At 72.3% G+C, this 14356-nt stretch carries 12 protein-coding genes; all 12 read right to left on the bottom strand.

The genetic code is table 11. The annotated features are described in order from the left end of the window. Positions 1–23 precede the first annotated feature (23 nt). Positions 24–266: a DivIVA domain-containing protein gene (locus tag RQG84_RS14595; protein ID WP_311210592.1), complete on the bottom strand. Its 243-nt coding sequence runs from the start codon at positions 264–266 to the stop codon at positions 24–26. Beyond that, positions 263–1705, bottom strand: coding sequence for an argininosuccinate lyase (argH, locus tag RQG84_RS14600; protein ID WP_311210593.1), 1443 nt, complete (start codon positions 1703–1705; stop codon positions 263–265). The genes RQG84_RS14595 and argH overlap by 4 nt, the downstream gene beginning before the upstream one ends. Further along, positions 1702–2241 carry an arginine repressor gene (locus RQG84_RS14605; protein WP_311210594.1) on the bottom strand — a complete coding sequence of 180 codons (540 nt, stop codon included), beginning with the start codon at positions 2239–2241 and terminating at the stop codon, positions 1702–1704. The genes argH and RQG84_RS14605 overlap by 4 nt, the downstream gene beginning before the upstream one ends. Positions 2242–2248: 7 nt before the next feature. Further along, positions 2249–3172, bottom strand: a complete 924-nt coding sequence (gene argF, locus RQG84_RS14610) for an ornithine carbamoyltransferase (RefSeq protein ID WP_311210595.1) — start codon at positions 3170–3172, stop codon at positions 2249–2251. Continuing rightward, positions 3169–4377, bottom strand: coding sequence for an acetylornithine transaminase (locus RQG84_RS14615; RefSeq protein ID WP_396135340.1), 1209 nt, complete (start codon positions 4375–4377; stop codon positions 3169–3171). Before RQG84_RS14615 ends, argF begins: the two co-directional genes overlap by 4 nt. Positions 4378–4403: 26 nt before the next feature. Continuing rightward, positions 4404–5396, bottom strand: a complete 993-nt coding sequence (gene argB, locus RQG84_RS14620) for an acetylglutamate kinase (RefSeq protein WP_311210596.1) — start codon at positions 5394–5396, stop codon at positions 4404–4406. A gap of 8 nt (positions 5397–5404) precedes the next feature. Next, entirely contained in the window at positions 5405–6574 is a 1170-nt protein-coding gene (argJ, locus tag RQG84_RS14625) for a bifunctional glutamate N-acetyltransferase/amino-acid acetyltransferase ArgJ (RefSeq protein ID WP_311210597.1), read from the bottom strand. Continuing rightward, positions 6571–7629 carry an N-acetyl-gamma-glutamyl-phosphate reductase gene (argC, locus tag RQG84_RS14630; RefSeq protein ID WP_311210598.1) on the bottom strand — a complete coding sequence of 353 codons (1059 nt, stop codon included), beginning with the start codon at positions 7627–7629 and terminating at the stop codon, positions 6571–6573. The genes argJ and argC overlap by 4 nt, the downstream gene beginning before the upstream one ends. 43 nt (positions 7630–7672) lie before the next feature. After that, positions 7673–9106 carry an argininosuccinate synthase gene (gene argG / locus RQG84_RS14635; protein ID WP_311210599.1) on the bottom strand — a complete coding sequence of 478 codons (1434 nt, stop codon included), beginning with the start codon at positions 9104–9106 and terminating at the stop codon, positions 7673–7675. A gap of 491 nt (positions 9107–9597) precedes the next feature. Continuing rightward, positions 9598–12111, bottom strand: a complete 2514-nt coding sequence (gene pheT, locus RQG84_RS14640; protein WP_311210600.1) for a phenylalanine--tRNA ligase subunit beta — start codon at positions 12109–12111, stop codon at positions 9598–9600. A 2-nt stretch (positions 12112–12113) separates the two neighbouring features. Next, positions 12114–13217, bottom strand: coding sequence for a phenylalanine--tRNA ligase subunit alpha (pheS, locus tag RQG84_RS14645; protein WP_311210601.1), 1104 nt, complete (start codon positions 13215–13217; stop codon positions 12114–12116). Positions 13218–13295: 78 nt separating this feature from the next. Beyond that, positions 13296–14342, bottom strand: coding sequence for an ATP-binding protein (locus RQG84_RS14650; RefSeq protein WP_311210602.1), 1047 nt, complete (start codon positions 14340–14342; stop codon positions 13296–13298). Positions 14343–14356 lie beyond the last annotated feature (14 nt).

Consider the following 14356-nt stretch of genomic DNA (forward strand, 5'->3'; position numbering starts at 1 on the left):
GGACCCGGCGAGCGGGACGTCGATCAGGCCCTGGGCGAGCCCCGCTCCGCCCGGGCGTGCAGTGCGTCGAGGTGGGCGTCCACGGCGCCGATGTCGTAGCCCTGGCGGAGTCGTACGGGCGTGAAGCGCGCCTCGCGGATCAGGGCGGCGACCGACCCGTCCGGTCGGCCGGTCACCCTCGGCTCGACGTCGGCGAGGAAGGCGTCCACCTCCCCCGCGTCATATCCCTCGCGGAACCGGACGAGCGGGAAGCGCGGTGCCGTCACTGCGCCACCCGCGCCCGGACCTCCGCGAGCTGCTCCGCGACCCGGACGAGCGCGGTGCCGCCGCGGCCGTCGCGCGAGGAGATGGAGCCCTCGAGCGACAGGACACTGCGCACGCCGGGCGTGAGGTGGGGCGAGATGCGGGCGAAGTCGTCGTCACTGAGGTCCCACAGCTCGATCCCTCGGCGCTCGCACTCCTGCACGCACGCGCCCGAGAGCTCGTGCGCGACGCGGAACGGCACACCCTCACGGACGAGCCACTCGGCGACGTCGGTGGCCAGCGCGAACCCCTGGGGTGCCAGGGCGGCCATGCGCTCGGTGTGGAACGTGAGCGTGCGGACCATGCCGGTGAAGGCGGGCAGCAGGACCTCGAGGGTGTCGACGGAGTCGAAGACCGGCTCCTTGTCCTCCTGGAGGTCGCGGTTGTAGGCCAGCGGCAGGGCCTTCAGCGTGGCCAGCAGCCCGGTGAGGTTGCCGATCAGCCGACCGGCCTTCCCGCGGGCGAGCTCGGCGATGTCGGGATTCTTCTTCTGCGGCATGATGCTCGACCCCGTCGAGTACCCGTCGTCGAGCGTGACGAAGTCGAACTCCTTGGTGTTCCAGAGGATGATCTCCTCGGCCAGCCGGGAGACGTCGACACCCACCTGGGCGAGGACGAAGGCCAGCTCCGCCACGAAGTCGCGTGCGGCCGTGCCGTCGATCGAGTTGGCGGTGGAGCCGGTGAACCCCAGGCTCGCCGCGACCTTCTCGGGGTCCAGCCCGAGCGAGGACCCGGCCAGCGCGCCCGACCCGTAGGGCGAGTCGTCGGCCACGCGGTCGTCCCAGTCGGCGAGGCGGTCGAGGTCGCGCACCAGCGGCCACGCGTGCGCCAGGAGGTGGTGCGACAGCAGGACCGGCTGGGCGTGCTGCAGGTGGGTGCGTCCCGGCATGGGCGCACCGAGGTGCTGCTCGGCCTGGTCCGCCAGGGCGGTCACCAGGTCCCGGAGCAGGTCACCGATCCGGTGGGCGTGCTCGCGCAGGTAGATCTTGAACAGCGTGGCGACCTGGTCGTTGCGGGAGCGACCCGCCCGCAGGCGTCCGCCGAGATCGGGCCCGAGTCGCTCGACGAGCCCGCGCTCCAGCGCCGAGTGCACGTCCTCGTCACCCGGGTCGGCCGTGAACGCACCCGAGGCGACGTCGGCGTCGAGCGCGTCGATCCCCTGGAGCATCGCGGCCAGGTCGTCGTCGGTGAGCAGCCCTGCGGCGTGCAGCACCTGGGCGTGCGCCCGCGAGCCACGCAGGTCGTACGGAGCGAGCCGCCAGTCGAAGTGCGTCGAGCGCGAGAGCTCGGTCAGCTCCGGCGACGGACCGCCGGCGAAGCGACCGCCCCACAGGCGGGAGTCCCCCGTTGCGGCGTCGTCGCCCGCAGCCGGGCGGGTCGGGTCGTCGGCGGTGTCGCTCATGGTGTGCCCTCGCTGGTGGATCGGGTGTCGGTGGGGAGCTCGGCGAGCTCGGTGAACCGGGCCGCGACGGCGGCGCCGCCGTCCGGGTCACGACAGATCATCATGACCGTGTCGTCGCCGGCGATGGTGCCCAGCACGTCGGTCTGCCCGGTGTGGTCGACGGCGGAGGCCAGGAACTGCGCTGCGCCGGGCGGCGTGCGCAGCACGACCAGGTTGGCCGACGCCTCGGCCGACACGAGCAGCTCGCGCAGCAGCCGGGAGAGGCGCTGCTGCGACGCCGGCCCGTCCTCGGCCGCGCGCGGTGTGCGGTCGCCCCCCTCGGCCGGCACGGCGTACACGAGCGCGCCCGCGGAGTTGCGCACGCGGACGGCGTCGAGGTCGACGAGGTCGCGCGAGACCGTGGAGGCCGTCGCCGTGACGCCGTGCTCCTGCAGCAGCGCGACCAGCTCGGCCTGCGAGCGCACCGCCGTCCGCCCGAGCAGGTCGATGATGAGCCGCTGGCGCGCGGGCTTGGTGTCGGGGATGCTCACGGCCACGCGCTCCTCAGGACCGCTCCAGCAGGAAGGCGAGCAGCGCCTTCTGAGCGTGCAGACGGTTCTCGGCCTCGTCCCACACGACGCTGCGGGGGCCCTCCAGCACGTCCTCGGCGATCTCCAGGCCGCGGTAGGCCGGCAGGCAGTGCATGACGATCGCGTCCGGGTCGGCGTGCTCGAGCAATGCACCCGTGACGGAGTACGGACCGAAGATCGCCTGCCGCTCGGCCTTCTCGGCCTCGTGGCCCATGGAGACCCAGGTGTCGGTGATGACGACGTCGGCACCGGCGACGGCCTCGGCGGGGTCGTCGGTGAGCAGGATCGATCCCCCGGTGGACGCGGCGACCTTCTCGGCGTCCGCGACGACGTGCGCAGCCGGCGCGTACCCGTCGGGCGCACCGACGCGCACGTGCATGCCCGCCACGGCACCGCCCAGCACGTAGGAGTGGGCCATGTTGTTCTCGCCGTCGCCGACGTAGGCGACGGTCAGGCCCGCCAACCGACCCTTGTGCTCGAGCACGGTGAGCCAGTCGGCCAGCAGCTGGCACGGGTGGAAGTCGTCGCTCAGCGCGTTCACGACGGGCACGCCGGCATGCCGGGCCATCTCCTCCAGGCCCGCCTGCGCGTACGTGCGCCACACGACGGCGTCGACCATGCGGCCCAGCACCCGGGCGGTGTCCGCCACCGGCTCGCCCCGTCCCGCCTGCGTGGTGGCCGCGTCGAGGATGACGCAGTGCCCACCCATCTGGGCCACGCCGACGGAGAACGAGACGCGGGTCCGGGTGGACGACTTGTCGAAGACCACCGCGACGGACCGCGGGCCCTCGAGCGGTCGGTGGGCGAAGGGCTCGGCCTTCATCCGCAGCGCGAGCCGCAGCACCTCGGTCTGCTCGGCGGGCGTCAGGTCGTCGTCGCGCAGCAGGTGGCGGGTCATGCGAGCACCTCCGCGAGCACCGCCGACAGCGTCGTCGCCGCGTGGGCCGCCTCGGCCTCGGTGAGCACGAGCGGCGGGACGATGCGCAGCCGGTCGGGCGTGGGTGCGTTCAGGACGAGCCCGGCGTCGAGTGCCGCCTTCTGCACGTCGGCCGCGCGGGGCTCGGTGAGCACCACGCCGCGCATGAGCCCGCGGCCCGTGACCTCGACGACACGGGGGTGCTGCTCGAGCACGGACGTGAGCTGGTCGCCCCGCGCCACGGCGTGCTGGAGCAGTCCGTCGGCCTCGATCGTGTCGAGCACCGCGAGCGCCGCGGCGCAGGCCACCGGGTTCCCGCCGAACGTCGTGCCGTGGTTGCCCGGACCGAGGAGCGTGGCGGCCTCGCCGATGCCGATGCACGCACCGATCGGGAACCCGCCGCCGAGACCCTTGGCCAGCGTCACGAGGTCGGGGACGATGCCGGACTCCTGGAACGCGAACCACGCGCCGGTGCGGCCGACACCGGTCTGCACCTCGTCGATCCACAGCAGCGCGCCGTGCTCGTGCGTGACGGCGCGGGCGTGCGCCAGGTACCCGTCGGGCGGCACCACGACGCCCGCCTCGCCCTGGATGGGCTCCAGGAGCACGGCGGCCACGGTGTCGTCGACCGCCGCGGACAGGGCCTCGGCGTCGCCGTAGGGCACCCAGCGCACGTCGCCGGGCAGCGGCTCGAACGGCTCGCGGTAGGCGGCCTTCGACGTCAGCGCGAGCGCGCCCATCGAACGGCCGTGGAAGCTGCCCTCCGCCACGACGACCGTGGTGCGGCCCGTGCGACGGGTCGCCTTGAAGGCGGCCTCGTTGGCCTCGGTGCCGGAGTTGGCGAAGAACGTGCGCACGGGCACGCCGTCGCCCGCGTCGAGCAGGGTCGCGAGACGCTCGGCGAGACGCACCTGGGGCTCGGTGGTGAAGAAGTTCGACACGTGGCCGAGGGTGCCCAGCTGGTCGGTGACGGCCTTCACGATCGCGGGGTGGGCGTGTCCGAGGGCGTTGACGGCGATGCCCGCGAGCAGGTCGAGGTAGTGGTTGCCGTCGACGTCCCAGACCGTGCTGCCCTCACCGCGCACCAGCACCCGCTGGGGGTCGCCGAAGGTGTTCATGACCGAGTCGCGGTAGCGCTCGGTCCAGGAGTCCCCGCTCTCGGGGCGCCCCTGGGCCGACAACGGCAGGCTGGCCTTCTGGACGTGCTGGTCGCTCACGACGACTCCTTCGGTGCGCTCGTGGAGTACAGCGCGGTACGGATGCGGGTCTCGACGCCGGGCAGCACCTGGGTGCCGACGCCCTCGTCGGTGAAGATCTCGAGCAGGACGGCGTGCGGCTCGCGGCCGTCGACCACGGTGGCGCCCTTGACGCCGCCCTCGACGGCCTTCAGGCAGGCCGTCATCTTGGGGATCATCCCCGACGCGAGCCCCGGCAGGATCTCGCGCAACGCCTCCGGGGAGATCTCGCCGATGACGTCGGTGCTGTCGGGCCAGTCCCGGTACAACCCCTCCACGTCGGTGAGCACGAGCATCTTCTCGGCCCCGAGCGCGACGGCCAGGGCCGACGCCGCGGTGTCGGCGTTGACGTTGTGGACCTGCCCCGACGCGTCGGGCGCGACGGTGGAGACGACCGGGATCCGGCCGGCGTCGATGAGGTCCTGCACGGCCTCCGGGCGCACGTGGGTGACCTCGCCGACGAGTCCGATGTCGGTCTCGACGCCGTCGATCACCGGACGGGTGGTCGTCGCGGTGAACAGACCGGCGTCCTCGCCGGAGAGGCCGACCGCGAGGGCGCCGTGCCGGTTGAGCAGGCCGACGAGCTCACGTCCGACCTGGCCCGTGAGGACCATGCGGACGACGTCGACGGACTCCGGCGTGGTGACCCGCAGGCCACCGCGGAACTCGGACTCGATGCCGAGCCGGTCGAGCATGGAGCTGATCTGCGGTCCGCCGCCGTGGACGACGACCGGCTTGAAGCCGGCGAGGCGCAGGAACACGATGTCCTCCGCGAACGCCTGCTTCAGGGACTCGTCGGTCATGGCGTTGCCGCCGTACTTCACGACCACGACCTTGCCGTGGTAGCGCTTCAGCCACGGCAGGGCGCCGGCGAGGGCGGCGGCCTTCTCGGTGTGCTCCTGCCACTCCTCGCGGCTGTGGCCGGCCTCGGGCGAGGTCTCGTCGGTCTGGGGGGTCTCGGGTGTCGTCATGGTGGTCCTCAGGAGGAGTAGGCCGAGTTCTCGTGCACGTACGCCTGGGTCAGGTCGTTCGTCCAGACCGTCGCGGTGCAGTCGTCTGGCTGCTTCAGGTCGATCGTCACGGTGACCGCGCGATCGGTGAGGTCGACGCCGTCGGGCGACTCCCCCGGACCGCTGGAACGGCAGACCCACACGCCGTTGAGGGCGACGTCGAGGTCGGCCGGGTCGAAGGCCGCCTGCGTGGTGCCGACCGAGGCCAGGATGCGTCCCCAGTTCGGGTCCTTGCCGAAGATCGCGCACTTGAACAGGTTGCTGCGGGCCACCGAACGGCCGACCTCGACCGCATCGGCGTCGGACGCGGCGTTGACGACGGTGATGGCGATCTCGTGGTCGGCGCCTTCGGCGTCGGCCAGCAGCTGCAGCGCGAGGTCGCGACAGACGCCGTGCAGGGCGGCGCCGAACGCGGCGGGGTCGGGCGTGACGCCCGAGGCACCACTGGCCATGAGCAGGACCGTGTCGTTCGTGGACTGGCAGCCGTCGGAGTCGAGCCGGTCGAAGGTCAGGGCGGTGGCTGCTCTCAGGGCCTCGTCGGCTGTCTCGGAGTCGAGCACGGCGTCGGTCGTGATGACGACCAGCATCGTGGCCAGCGCTGGGGCGAGCATGCCGGCACCCTTCGCCATGCCGCCGATGGTCCAGCCGGAGTCGCCGAAGTCCTCGGCACGTGTCACGAACTCCTTGGCGACCGTGTCGGTCGTCATGATCGCGGTGGCGGCGGCATGACCACCGTCATCGCTGAGGCCGTCGATGGCGTTGCCGACCCCGCCCAGCAGGGCGTCGCTGTCGTTGAGCAGGCCGATCAGGCCCGTGGAGCAGACCTGCACCTCGACCGCACCGACGCCGAGGCGCTCGGCGGCCAGCTCGGCGGTGCGGTGCGTGAGGGCGAACCCGTCGGGGCCGGTGTAGCAGTTGGCGCCGCCGGAGTTGATGACCACGGCCCTGGCCGCGCCAGTCTTGATCGCCTCGGCGCTCCACAGGACGGGGTTGGCCTTGCAGCGGTTCGACGTGAAGACGGCGGCCGCAGCGCTCAGCGGCCCGTCGTTGACGACGACGGCGACGTCGGGCGTTCCGGTGGACTTGAGGCCGGCAGCCACTCCGGCTGCCCGGAAGCCTTGCGCATGCGTCACGCTCATGGGGCCACTCCCGTGGTGGTGAGGCCCGTGGTCTCGGGGAGACCCAGGGCGAGGTTCATGGACTGGATGGCGCCGCCGGCGGTGCCCTTGACCAGGTTGTCGATGACGCTCGTCACCACGAGCCGGCCGGCCGCCTCGTCGACGGCGACCTGCAGCTGCGCCGTGTTCGCGCCGAGCGTCGCCGCCGTGGTGGGCCACTGGCCCTCGGGCAGCAGGTGGACGAACGGCTCGCCCTGGCCCGGCCCGCCGTAGGCCTCCTCGTAGACGGCCCGCACCCGGGCCACGTCGACGCCGTCGGCGAGCCGCGCCGTGGACGTGGCGAGGATGCCGCGGGCCATCGGGACGAGCGTCGGGGTGAACGAGATCGTCACGCCCTCGCCGCCGGCCTTCGTCAGGTTCTGCACGATCTCGGGCACGTGCCGGTGCACGCCCCCGACGCCGTAGGGCGAGGCGGCACCCAACCCCTCGGAGGCGAGCAGGTGGGCCTTGGGCGCCTTGCCGGCGCCGGAGAAGCCGTTGGCGAGCACCGCCACGAGGTCGTCGGCCGCCACGATCCCGGCGGAGACGGCCGGCTGCAGGCCGAGGGTCACGGCGGTGACGTTGCAGCCGGGGACGGCGATGCGGCGGACCCCGGCGAGGTGGTCACGCTGGCGGCCGGCGCCCACGAACAGCTCGGGCAGGCCGTAGGGCCACGTGCCGGCGTGCTCGCTGCCGTAGAACGCGGTCCAGTCCTCCGCGCTCTCCAGGCGGTGGTCGGCGCCGCAGTCGATGACGAGCACGTCGTCACCGAGCTCGGCCGCGATGCGTCCGGACTCGCCGTGCGGCAGGCCGAGGAACACGACGTCGTGCCCGCCGAGCGTGGAGGCGTCGGTCGGCTGGATCACGCGGTCGGCGAGCGACACCAGGTGCGGCTGGTGCTCGCCCAGGCGCGACCCGGCGCTCGACGCGGCGGTGACCGCACCGATCTCGACGTCGGGATGGGCGCTGAGGAGCCGCAGCACCTCGCCGCCGGCATAGCCGCTGGCTCCGGCCACGGCTGCTGTGTAGGTCGTCATCGGTCCACCTTGTCAGGTTCGATCGGTCGGGTGGGCGCGTCGGTCAGTCGGTGCCGAGCTCCATGGCGGCCGCGTCGAGCGCCTGCTCGGTGTCGGACCCGGCCGCCGGGTTGGCCTCGATCCGCATCGCACCACCGGCGGGGAGCTCCCCGAAGAGCGTGCCGTTCTCCACGAGCACCTGCCCCTGGTCGAGCGGCTGACCGGCGTACATCTCGAGCTTCGCGCGGGAGTCGGCGATGTCGAGGTTGCGCATCGTGAGCTGCCCGATCCGGTCGGTCGGACCGAAGACCGCGTTGTCGGTGCGCTCCATCGACAGCTTCTCGGGGTGGTAGGAGAAGTTCTCGCCCTGCGTGTCGAGGATCGAGTAGTCCTCGCCCCGGCGCAGCCGCAGGGTGACGCTGCCGGTGACGAGCGAGGCGATCCAGCGCTCCACCGACTCGCGCAGCATCATCGACTGCGGGTCGAGCCAGCGTCCCTCGTACATGAGCCGTCCGAGCCGGCGTCCGTGCGCGTGGAAGTTGGCGATGGTGTCCTCGTTGTGGATCGCGTTCACGAGCCGCTCGTAGGCGATGTGCAGCAACGCCATGGCCGGGGCCTCGTAGATGCCGCGGCTCTTGGCCTCGATGATCCGGTTCTCGATCTGGTCGGACATGCCGAGCCCGTGGCGGCCGCCGATCGTGTTGGCCGCGTGCACGAGGGCCACGGGGTCGCCGCCGAAGGTGTCCCCGTCGATCGCGACGGGACGCCCGGCCTCGAAGGTGACGGTCACGTCCTCGGTGTGGATGTCGACCGACGGGTCCCAGAACTTGACGCCCATGATCGGCTCGACCGTCTCGAGCGAGACGTCGAGGTGCTCGAGCGTCTTGGCCTCGTGGGTGGCGCCCCAGATGTTGGCGTCGGTGGAGTAGGCCTTCTCCTGGCTGTCCCGGTAGGGCAGGTCCCGCTCGGTGAGCCACTGGCTCATCTCGGTGCGTCCGCCCAGCTCGTGGACGAACTCGGCGTCCAGCCACGGCTTGTAGATCCGCAGGGCGGGGTTGGCCAGCAGGCCGTACCGGTAGAACCGCTCGATGTCGTTGCCCTTGAACGTGGACCCGTCGCCCCAGATGTCGACGCCGTCCTCGTGCATGGCACGCACGAGGAGCGTGCCGGTGACGGCACGCCCGAGCGGGGTGGTGTTGAAGTACGTGCGGCCGCCGGAGCGGATGTGGAACGCACCGCAGGCCAGGGCCGCCAGGCCCTCCTCGACGAGCGGCTTCTTGATGTCGATGGCCCGGGCCAGCTCCGCGCCGTACTGCATCGCGCGACCGGGGATGCCCGAGATGTCGGGCTCGTCGTACTGGCCGATGTCGGCGGTGTACGTGCAGGGCACGGCGCCCTTGTCGCGCATCCACGCGACCGCGACGGAGGTGTCGAGCCCTCCGGAGAAGGCGATGCCGACGCGCTCGCCGACGGGCAGGGAGGTGAGGACCTTGGACATGCCTCACATTCTTGCACAAGTCTGCAAGGTCTTGCAGTGGGGGTGGGTGATGTGGGGCGGCGCTGCCTCGGCCTTGCCCGACCGGCGGGTGCGCTGCTCGGCCTCGATCGACCGGCGGGTGCGCTGCCTCGGCTTTCCATGGGCTCGGTCTCCGAAAGGGCCTCGACCGGACAGGCGGCCTGGAGCCGGCCACGTCCCCGGTCTGCGGGTTCCTCGGTCGTCAGAGGTAGGTGACACTCCGAATGAGGCGGTCGGAGGTAGGTGACACTCCGAATGAGGCCCCTGTTCGGAGTGTCACCTACCTCTGCACCCACGATTCCGCGCGTCACCTACCTCTGACACGCCCACAGCGTCGGCCGGACCCCGAGAGCCCGGCCGAGCACCGCCTGACCGCTCGGTCGAGGCCTTTCGGAGGCCAGGCCCGGTCGAGGCCGTGCCGACGCAGCCGCAGGACGAGACCGACCCAGACCGACGCGACCGCAGGACGGACGTCAGCGCAGCACGCCCCCCAGCGACTCCCCCGCCGCGACGAGCGCAGCACGGGCCTCGGCGATCTCGGCGTCCTTGAGAGTGCGGTCCGGGGCGCGCAGCCGCACCGCGAAGGCGAGCGACTTCTGCCCCTCGGGCACCGGTGCCCCGGTGTACACGTCGAACAGTCGCACCGACTCGACCACCCCGTGGGCCACGGCGAGCGCGGAGCGCAGGGCCTCGGCCGTCACGCCGGCGTCGACGATGAACGCCAGGTCCTCCTTGGCCACGGGGTAGGCCGAGAAGTCCGGACGCGGTCCGACCTCGGGCGACGCCGCGAGAAGCGCGTCGAGGTCGACCTCGCCCGCCACCGACCGCGCCGGGAGCCCGTACTCCTTCAGCACCGACGGGTGGAGCTCACCCGCGTGCCCGACCACGCGCCCGTCGAGCACCAGAGCAGCGCAACGTCCCTGGTGGAACGGCGCGACCTGGGCCTGCTCGACCGTGAGGTCGACGTGCAGGGCGTCGGCGAGCCGGCGCGCCACCGCGACGGCGTCCGCCCAGGTGGCCGCCCGTCCCGGTCCGGCCCAGCCGGAACGCTCCCGCTCCCCCGCCAGGACCCATCCGGCATGGAAGGGCTGGTCGGGCAGGGCCGCGTCGAGCGCGGCGATCTCGTCGCTCGTCGGCCTGCGGTCCGTGCCGTAGATCGGCGCGGCGGGGCCGCCGAGGCGTGGGTGGAAGACGCGGGCGACCTCGCTGATCTGCACGGCCTCGTGACCGCGGCCGACGTTGAGCGCAGCCGACCGGAGCAGGCCGACGAGGAGCGTGGTCGTGAGACCGGGCTCCTGCGCCGACAACGGGTTGGCCAGCAGCACCTGCCGGCGACGGGCGTCGTCGGCGGGGAGCGCGAGCCGGTCGAGGTCCGCCTCGCCCACGAAGGGCAGGGTGGTGACCTCCACCAGTCCGGCGCCGGCGAGCACGTGGCCCACGCGCCGACGCAGCTCCTGGTGACGGGTCAGGCCACGACCGCCGGTAGGCGTCGGCAGGACCGACGGCACCTGGTCGTAGCCCGCGGTCCGCAGCGCCTCCTCGACGAAGTCGTAGGGGTCGTTCAGGTCGAAGCGCCAGCTGGGCGGGGTGACGTGGAGGACGTCGCCCTCCCGCTCGACCGTGCAGCCGTTGCGCTCGAACGTGCGCTGGGCGTCGTCGGCGGAGATCGGCACGCCACTGATGCGGGCGGGCAGGTCGACGGGGACCGTGACGGCCGTGCGTGTCGGCGCCTCGCCGACCACGGTGGCGCCGGGCTCCAGGGTGCCGCCACCGAGCTCCACCAGCAGCTCGGCCACGCGGGCCGCCCCGACGAGCGTGAGCTCGGGGTCGACGCCGCGCTCGTAGCGCTTGGCGGCCTCCGAGGGCAGCCGGTGCCGCTTGACGGCCCGGAAGATGGTCACCGGGTCCCAGTAGGCCGCCTCGACCACAACGGCGGTGCTCGTGTCGGAAAGCTCGGTCGACGCGCCGCCCATGACACCGGCCAGACCGATCGGTCCGGAGTCGTCGGCGATCACGAGGTCCTCGGGCGTGAGCGTCCGCTCGACGTCGTCGAGGGTCGTGAGGGTCTCCCCCGCACGGGCCCGGCGCACCACGATGTCGCCCGCCACCGTGTCGCGGTCGTAGCAGTGGTTGGGCTGGCCCAGCTCGAGCATCACGTAGTTGGAGACGTCGACGGCCAGGGAGATGGACCGCATGCCCGCATCAGTGATGCGACGGGCCATCCACGCGGGCGTGGGACGAGTCGGGTCGACGCCCGTGACGACCAGCGTCGTGAAGACCGGGCAGCCCTCGGAGTCCTCGACCCGCACGGGGTACGCGGGCACGTCGGCCGCAGGCACCGGGCGGTCGGCGGGGTCGGTGAACGGCACGTCGAACGCGAGCGCGGCGTCGCGGGCCACGCCGCGCAGGCTGAGGGCGTACGCGCGGTCGGGGTTGACCTCGAGGTCGAGGGTCTGGTCGCCCAGGCCCAGCAGCGCCACGGCGTCGTCGCCCGGCTGTGCCGACCCCTCGGCCAGGACGAGGATGCCGTCGGCGGTGGTCTCGTCGTCGGGCAGGCCGAGCTCCTTGGTGGAGCAGATCATGCCGTCGGAGACGTGGCCGTAGGTCTTGCGCGAGCTGATCTCGAACCCCAGCTCGGGCAGGTACGTGCCCGGCAACGAGACGACCACCAGGTCGCCCACGCCGAAGTTGTGCGCACCGCACACGATGCCGCGCGAAGGGACGTCCTCGCCCGGTGCGTCGGGCACGGACGGGTCGTTCTGCTCGGGGCCGACGTCCACGCGGCACCAGTTGATGGTCTTGCCGTTCTTCTGCTCCTCAGGACGCACCTCGAGCACGCGCCCGACCGTGAGCGGACCGGTGATGCCGCCGCCCACGATCTCCTCGAGCTTGAGGTCGTACATCGTCAGCCGGTCGGCGATCTGCTCGGTCGTCACGGCAGGCGGGAGCTCGACGAGCGACCGCAGCCACTCCACAGGGACACGCATGTCTACAGACCAACTCCGAACGGCTGGGTGAAGCGGATGTCGCCGTCCCACAGGTCGCGCATGTCGGCGATGTCGTAACGGCTGATGATGGTGCGGTCCAGGCCCATGCCGAAGGCGAAGCCCGAGTACTCCTCGGGGTCGACGCCGCAGGCGACGAGCACGCGGGGGTTCACGACCCCGCAGCCGCCCCACTCGATCCAGCCCTCACCACGGCACGTGCCGCAGTCGGCGACGGCGTCCGCGACGTTGTGACAGACGTAGCAGAGCAGGTCGACCTCGGCGCTCGGCTCGGTGAACGGGAAGTAGGACGGACGGAACCGCGTGGTCATCCCCGGTCCGTAGACCGCGGCGGCGAAGTGGTCGAGCGTGCCCTTGAGGTGCGCCATCGACAGGCCGCGGTCGATCGCCAGGCCCTCGACCTGGTGGAAGACCGGCATGTGCGTGGCGTCGGCCTCGTCGGTGCGGTAGACGCGCCCGGGGCAGACGACGTAGATCGGCGGCGTGCGGGTGAGCATGGTGCGCGCCTGGACGGGCGACGTGTGCGTGCGCAGCACCAGCGCCGCGCTCTCCGGCTCGACCCAGAACGTGTCCTGCATCGTGCGTGCCGGGTGGTTCGGGCCCAGGTTGAGCGCATCGAAGTTGAGCCACTCGGCCTCGACCTCGGGGCCCTCCGCGACCTCCCAGCCCATCGCGACGAAGATGTCGGCGACGTGCTCCTGGATGGTGGTGATGGGGTGCCGGGCGCCGATCGGCTCGACGTCCGTCGGCAGGGTCACGTCGACGGTCTCCTCGGCCAGACGACGCTCCTCCTCGAGCGACTCGAGCTCTGCGGAGCGAGCGGCCAGGGCCTGGTTGACGGCCCCGCGCGCCTGCCCGATCCGCTGCCCCGCGTCCTTGCGGGCCTGCGGCGGGAGCGCGCCGATCTCGCGGTTCGCGAGCGCGAGCGGGGAACGGTCGCCGGTGTGGGCGATGCGCACCTGCTTGAGCGCGTCGAGGGAGTCGGCGGCGGCGATCGCGGCGAGGGCGGCGTCGCGCACGCGCGCGACCTCGGCCTCGCCCAGCGCGGCGACCTCGACGGGGTCGTAGTCGGAGTTCGGGGCGGACACCCCAGCAGTCTAGTGAGCCGACCGTTCACCGGGACCGGCCCGGGTCGCGATGGCCGGGCCCGGATCGGTCACGGTGGGTCAGTCGGTCAGGGCGTCGGGCTCGTTGACGGGCACCCACACCCGGATGCAGGCGCCACCACCCTCGGCGTCGCCGATCTCGATGCGGCCGCCGTGCTCCTCGACGATGCCGCGCACGATGTACATGCCGAGCCCGCTGCCCGCCCCGGGACCGGAGCGCCAGAAGCGGCTGAACACGCGCTGACGCATCTCCTCGGGGATGCCGGGCCCCTGGTCGTGGATCTCGAGCACCGCTCCCCCGCCTCCGGCGACGGCGTCGTCCTCACCCAGGTGCTCGACCACGACCTTCCGGAGACCGTGCCCGTGCCGCATGGCGTTCTCGATCAGGTTGGTGGCCACCTGGGTCATCCGGTCGGCGTCGCCCCACACCAGGTGCGGCTCGCCGATCGTGGTGAGCTCGAAGGGCTCGCCACCGGCCGAGGCGCTGCGCAGGACTCCCCTGACGACCTCGTCGAGCTTCACGGGTCCGCGACGCAGGGTGAGCCGGCCGGCGTCGATGCGGGCGGCGTCGAGGAGCTCGGTGATGAGTCGGCTGAGGCGGTCCGCGTCGGAGTCGACCGTCTCGAGCATGAACTGGCGCTGCTCCTCGGAGAAGCGGTCCCACTTCGACAGGAGGGTGGCGGTGAAGCCCTTGATGCCCGTCAGGGGGGACCGCAGCTCGTGCGCGACGGTGGCCACCAGGTCCGACCGCTCACGGTCCCGCTGGTTGCGCACCTTCGCGTTGCGCACGCTCGCGATGACCTTGACCACGGTGCCGCCGGGCCGGTCTCGCACCAGCCGGGCCGTCACGAGGTACTCGCTGCCCCGCGGCGAGTACCAGGACTGCTCGGAGAGCCGGTTCCTGATGTTCAGCCCGTCGTAGGGATGGGTGGAGTCGTACCAGCTGTTGCCGTTCAGGTCGTCGAACGGCATGGCGTCGGACAGGTGCATCCCGAGCATCTCGCCCGGCGCGGCCCGCGCCATCTTCTCGATGCGTCCGTTGACGTACTCGACGATCCCGTCCGCACCGGCGATGACCACGCCGTCGGGGAAGTCGTCGAGGTCCATGGAAGGAATCTAGT

It is taken from the genome of Aeromicrobium sp. WCS2018Hpa-31 (assembly GCF_031843905.1).
GTDB lineage: Bacteria > Actinomycetota > Actinomycetes > Propionibacteriales > Nocardioidaceae > Aeromicrobium.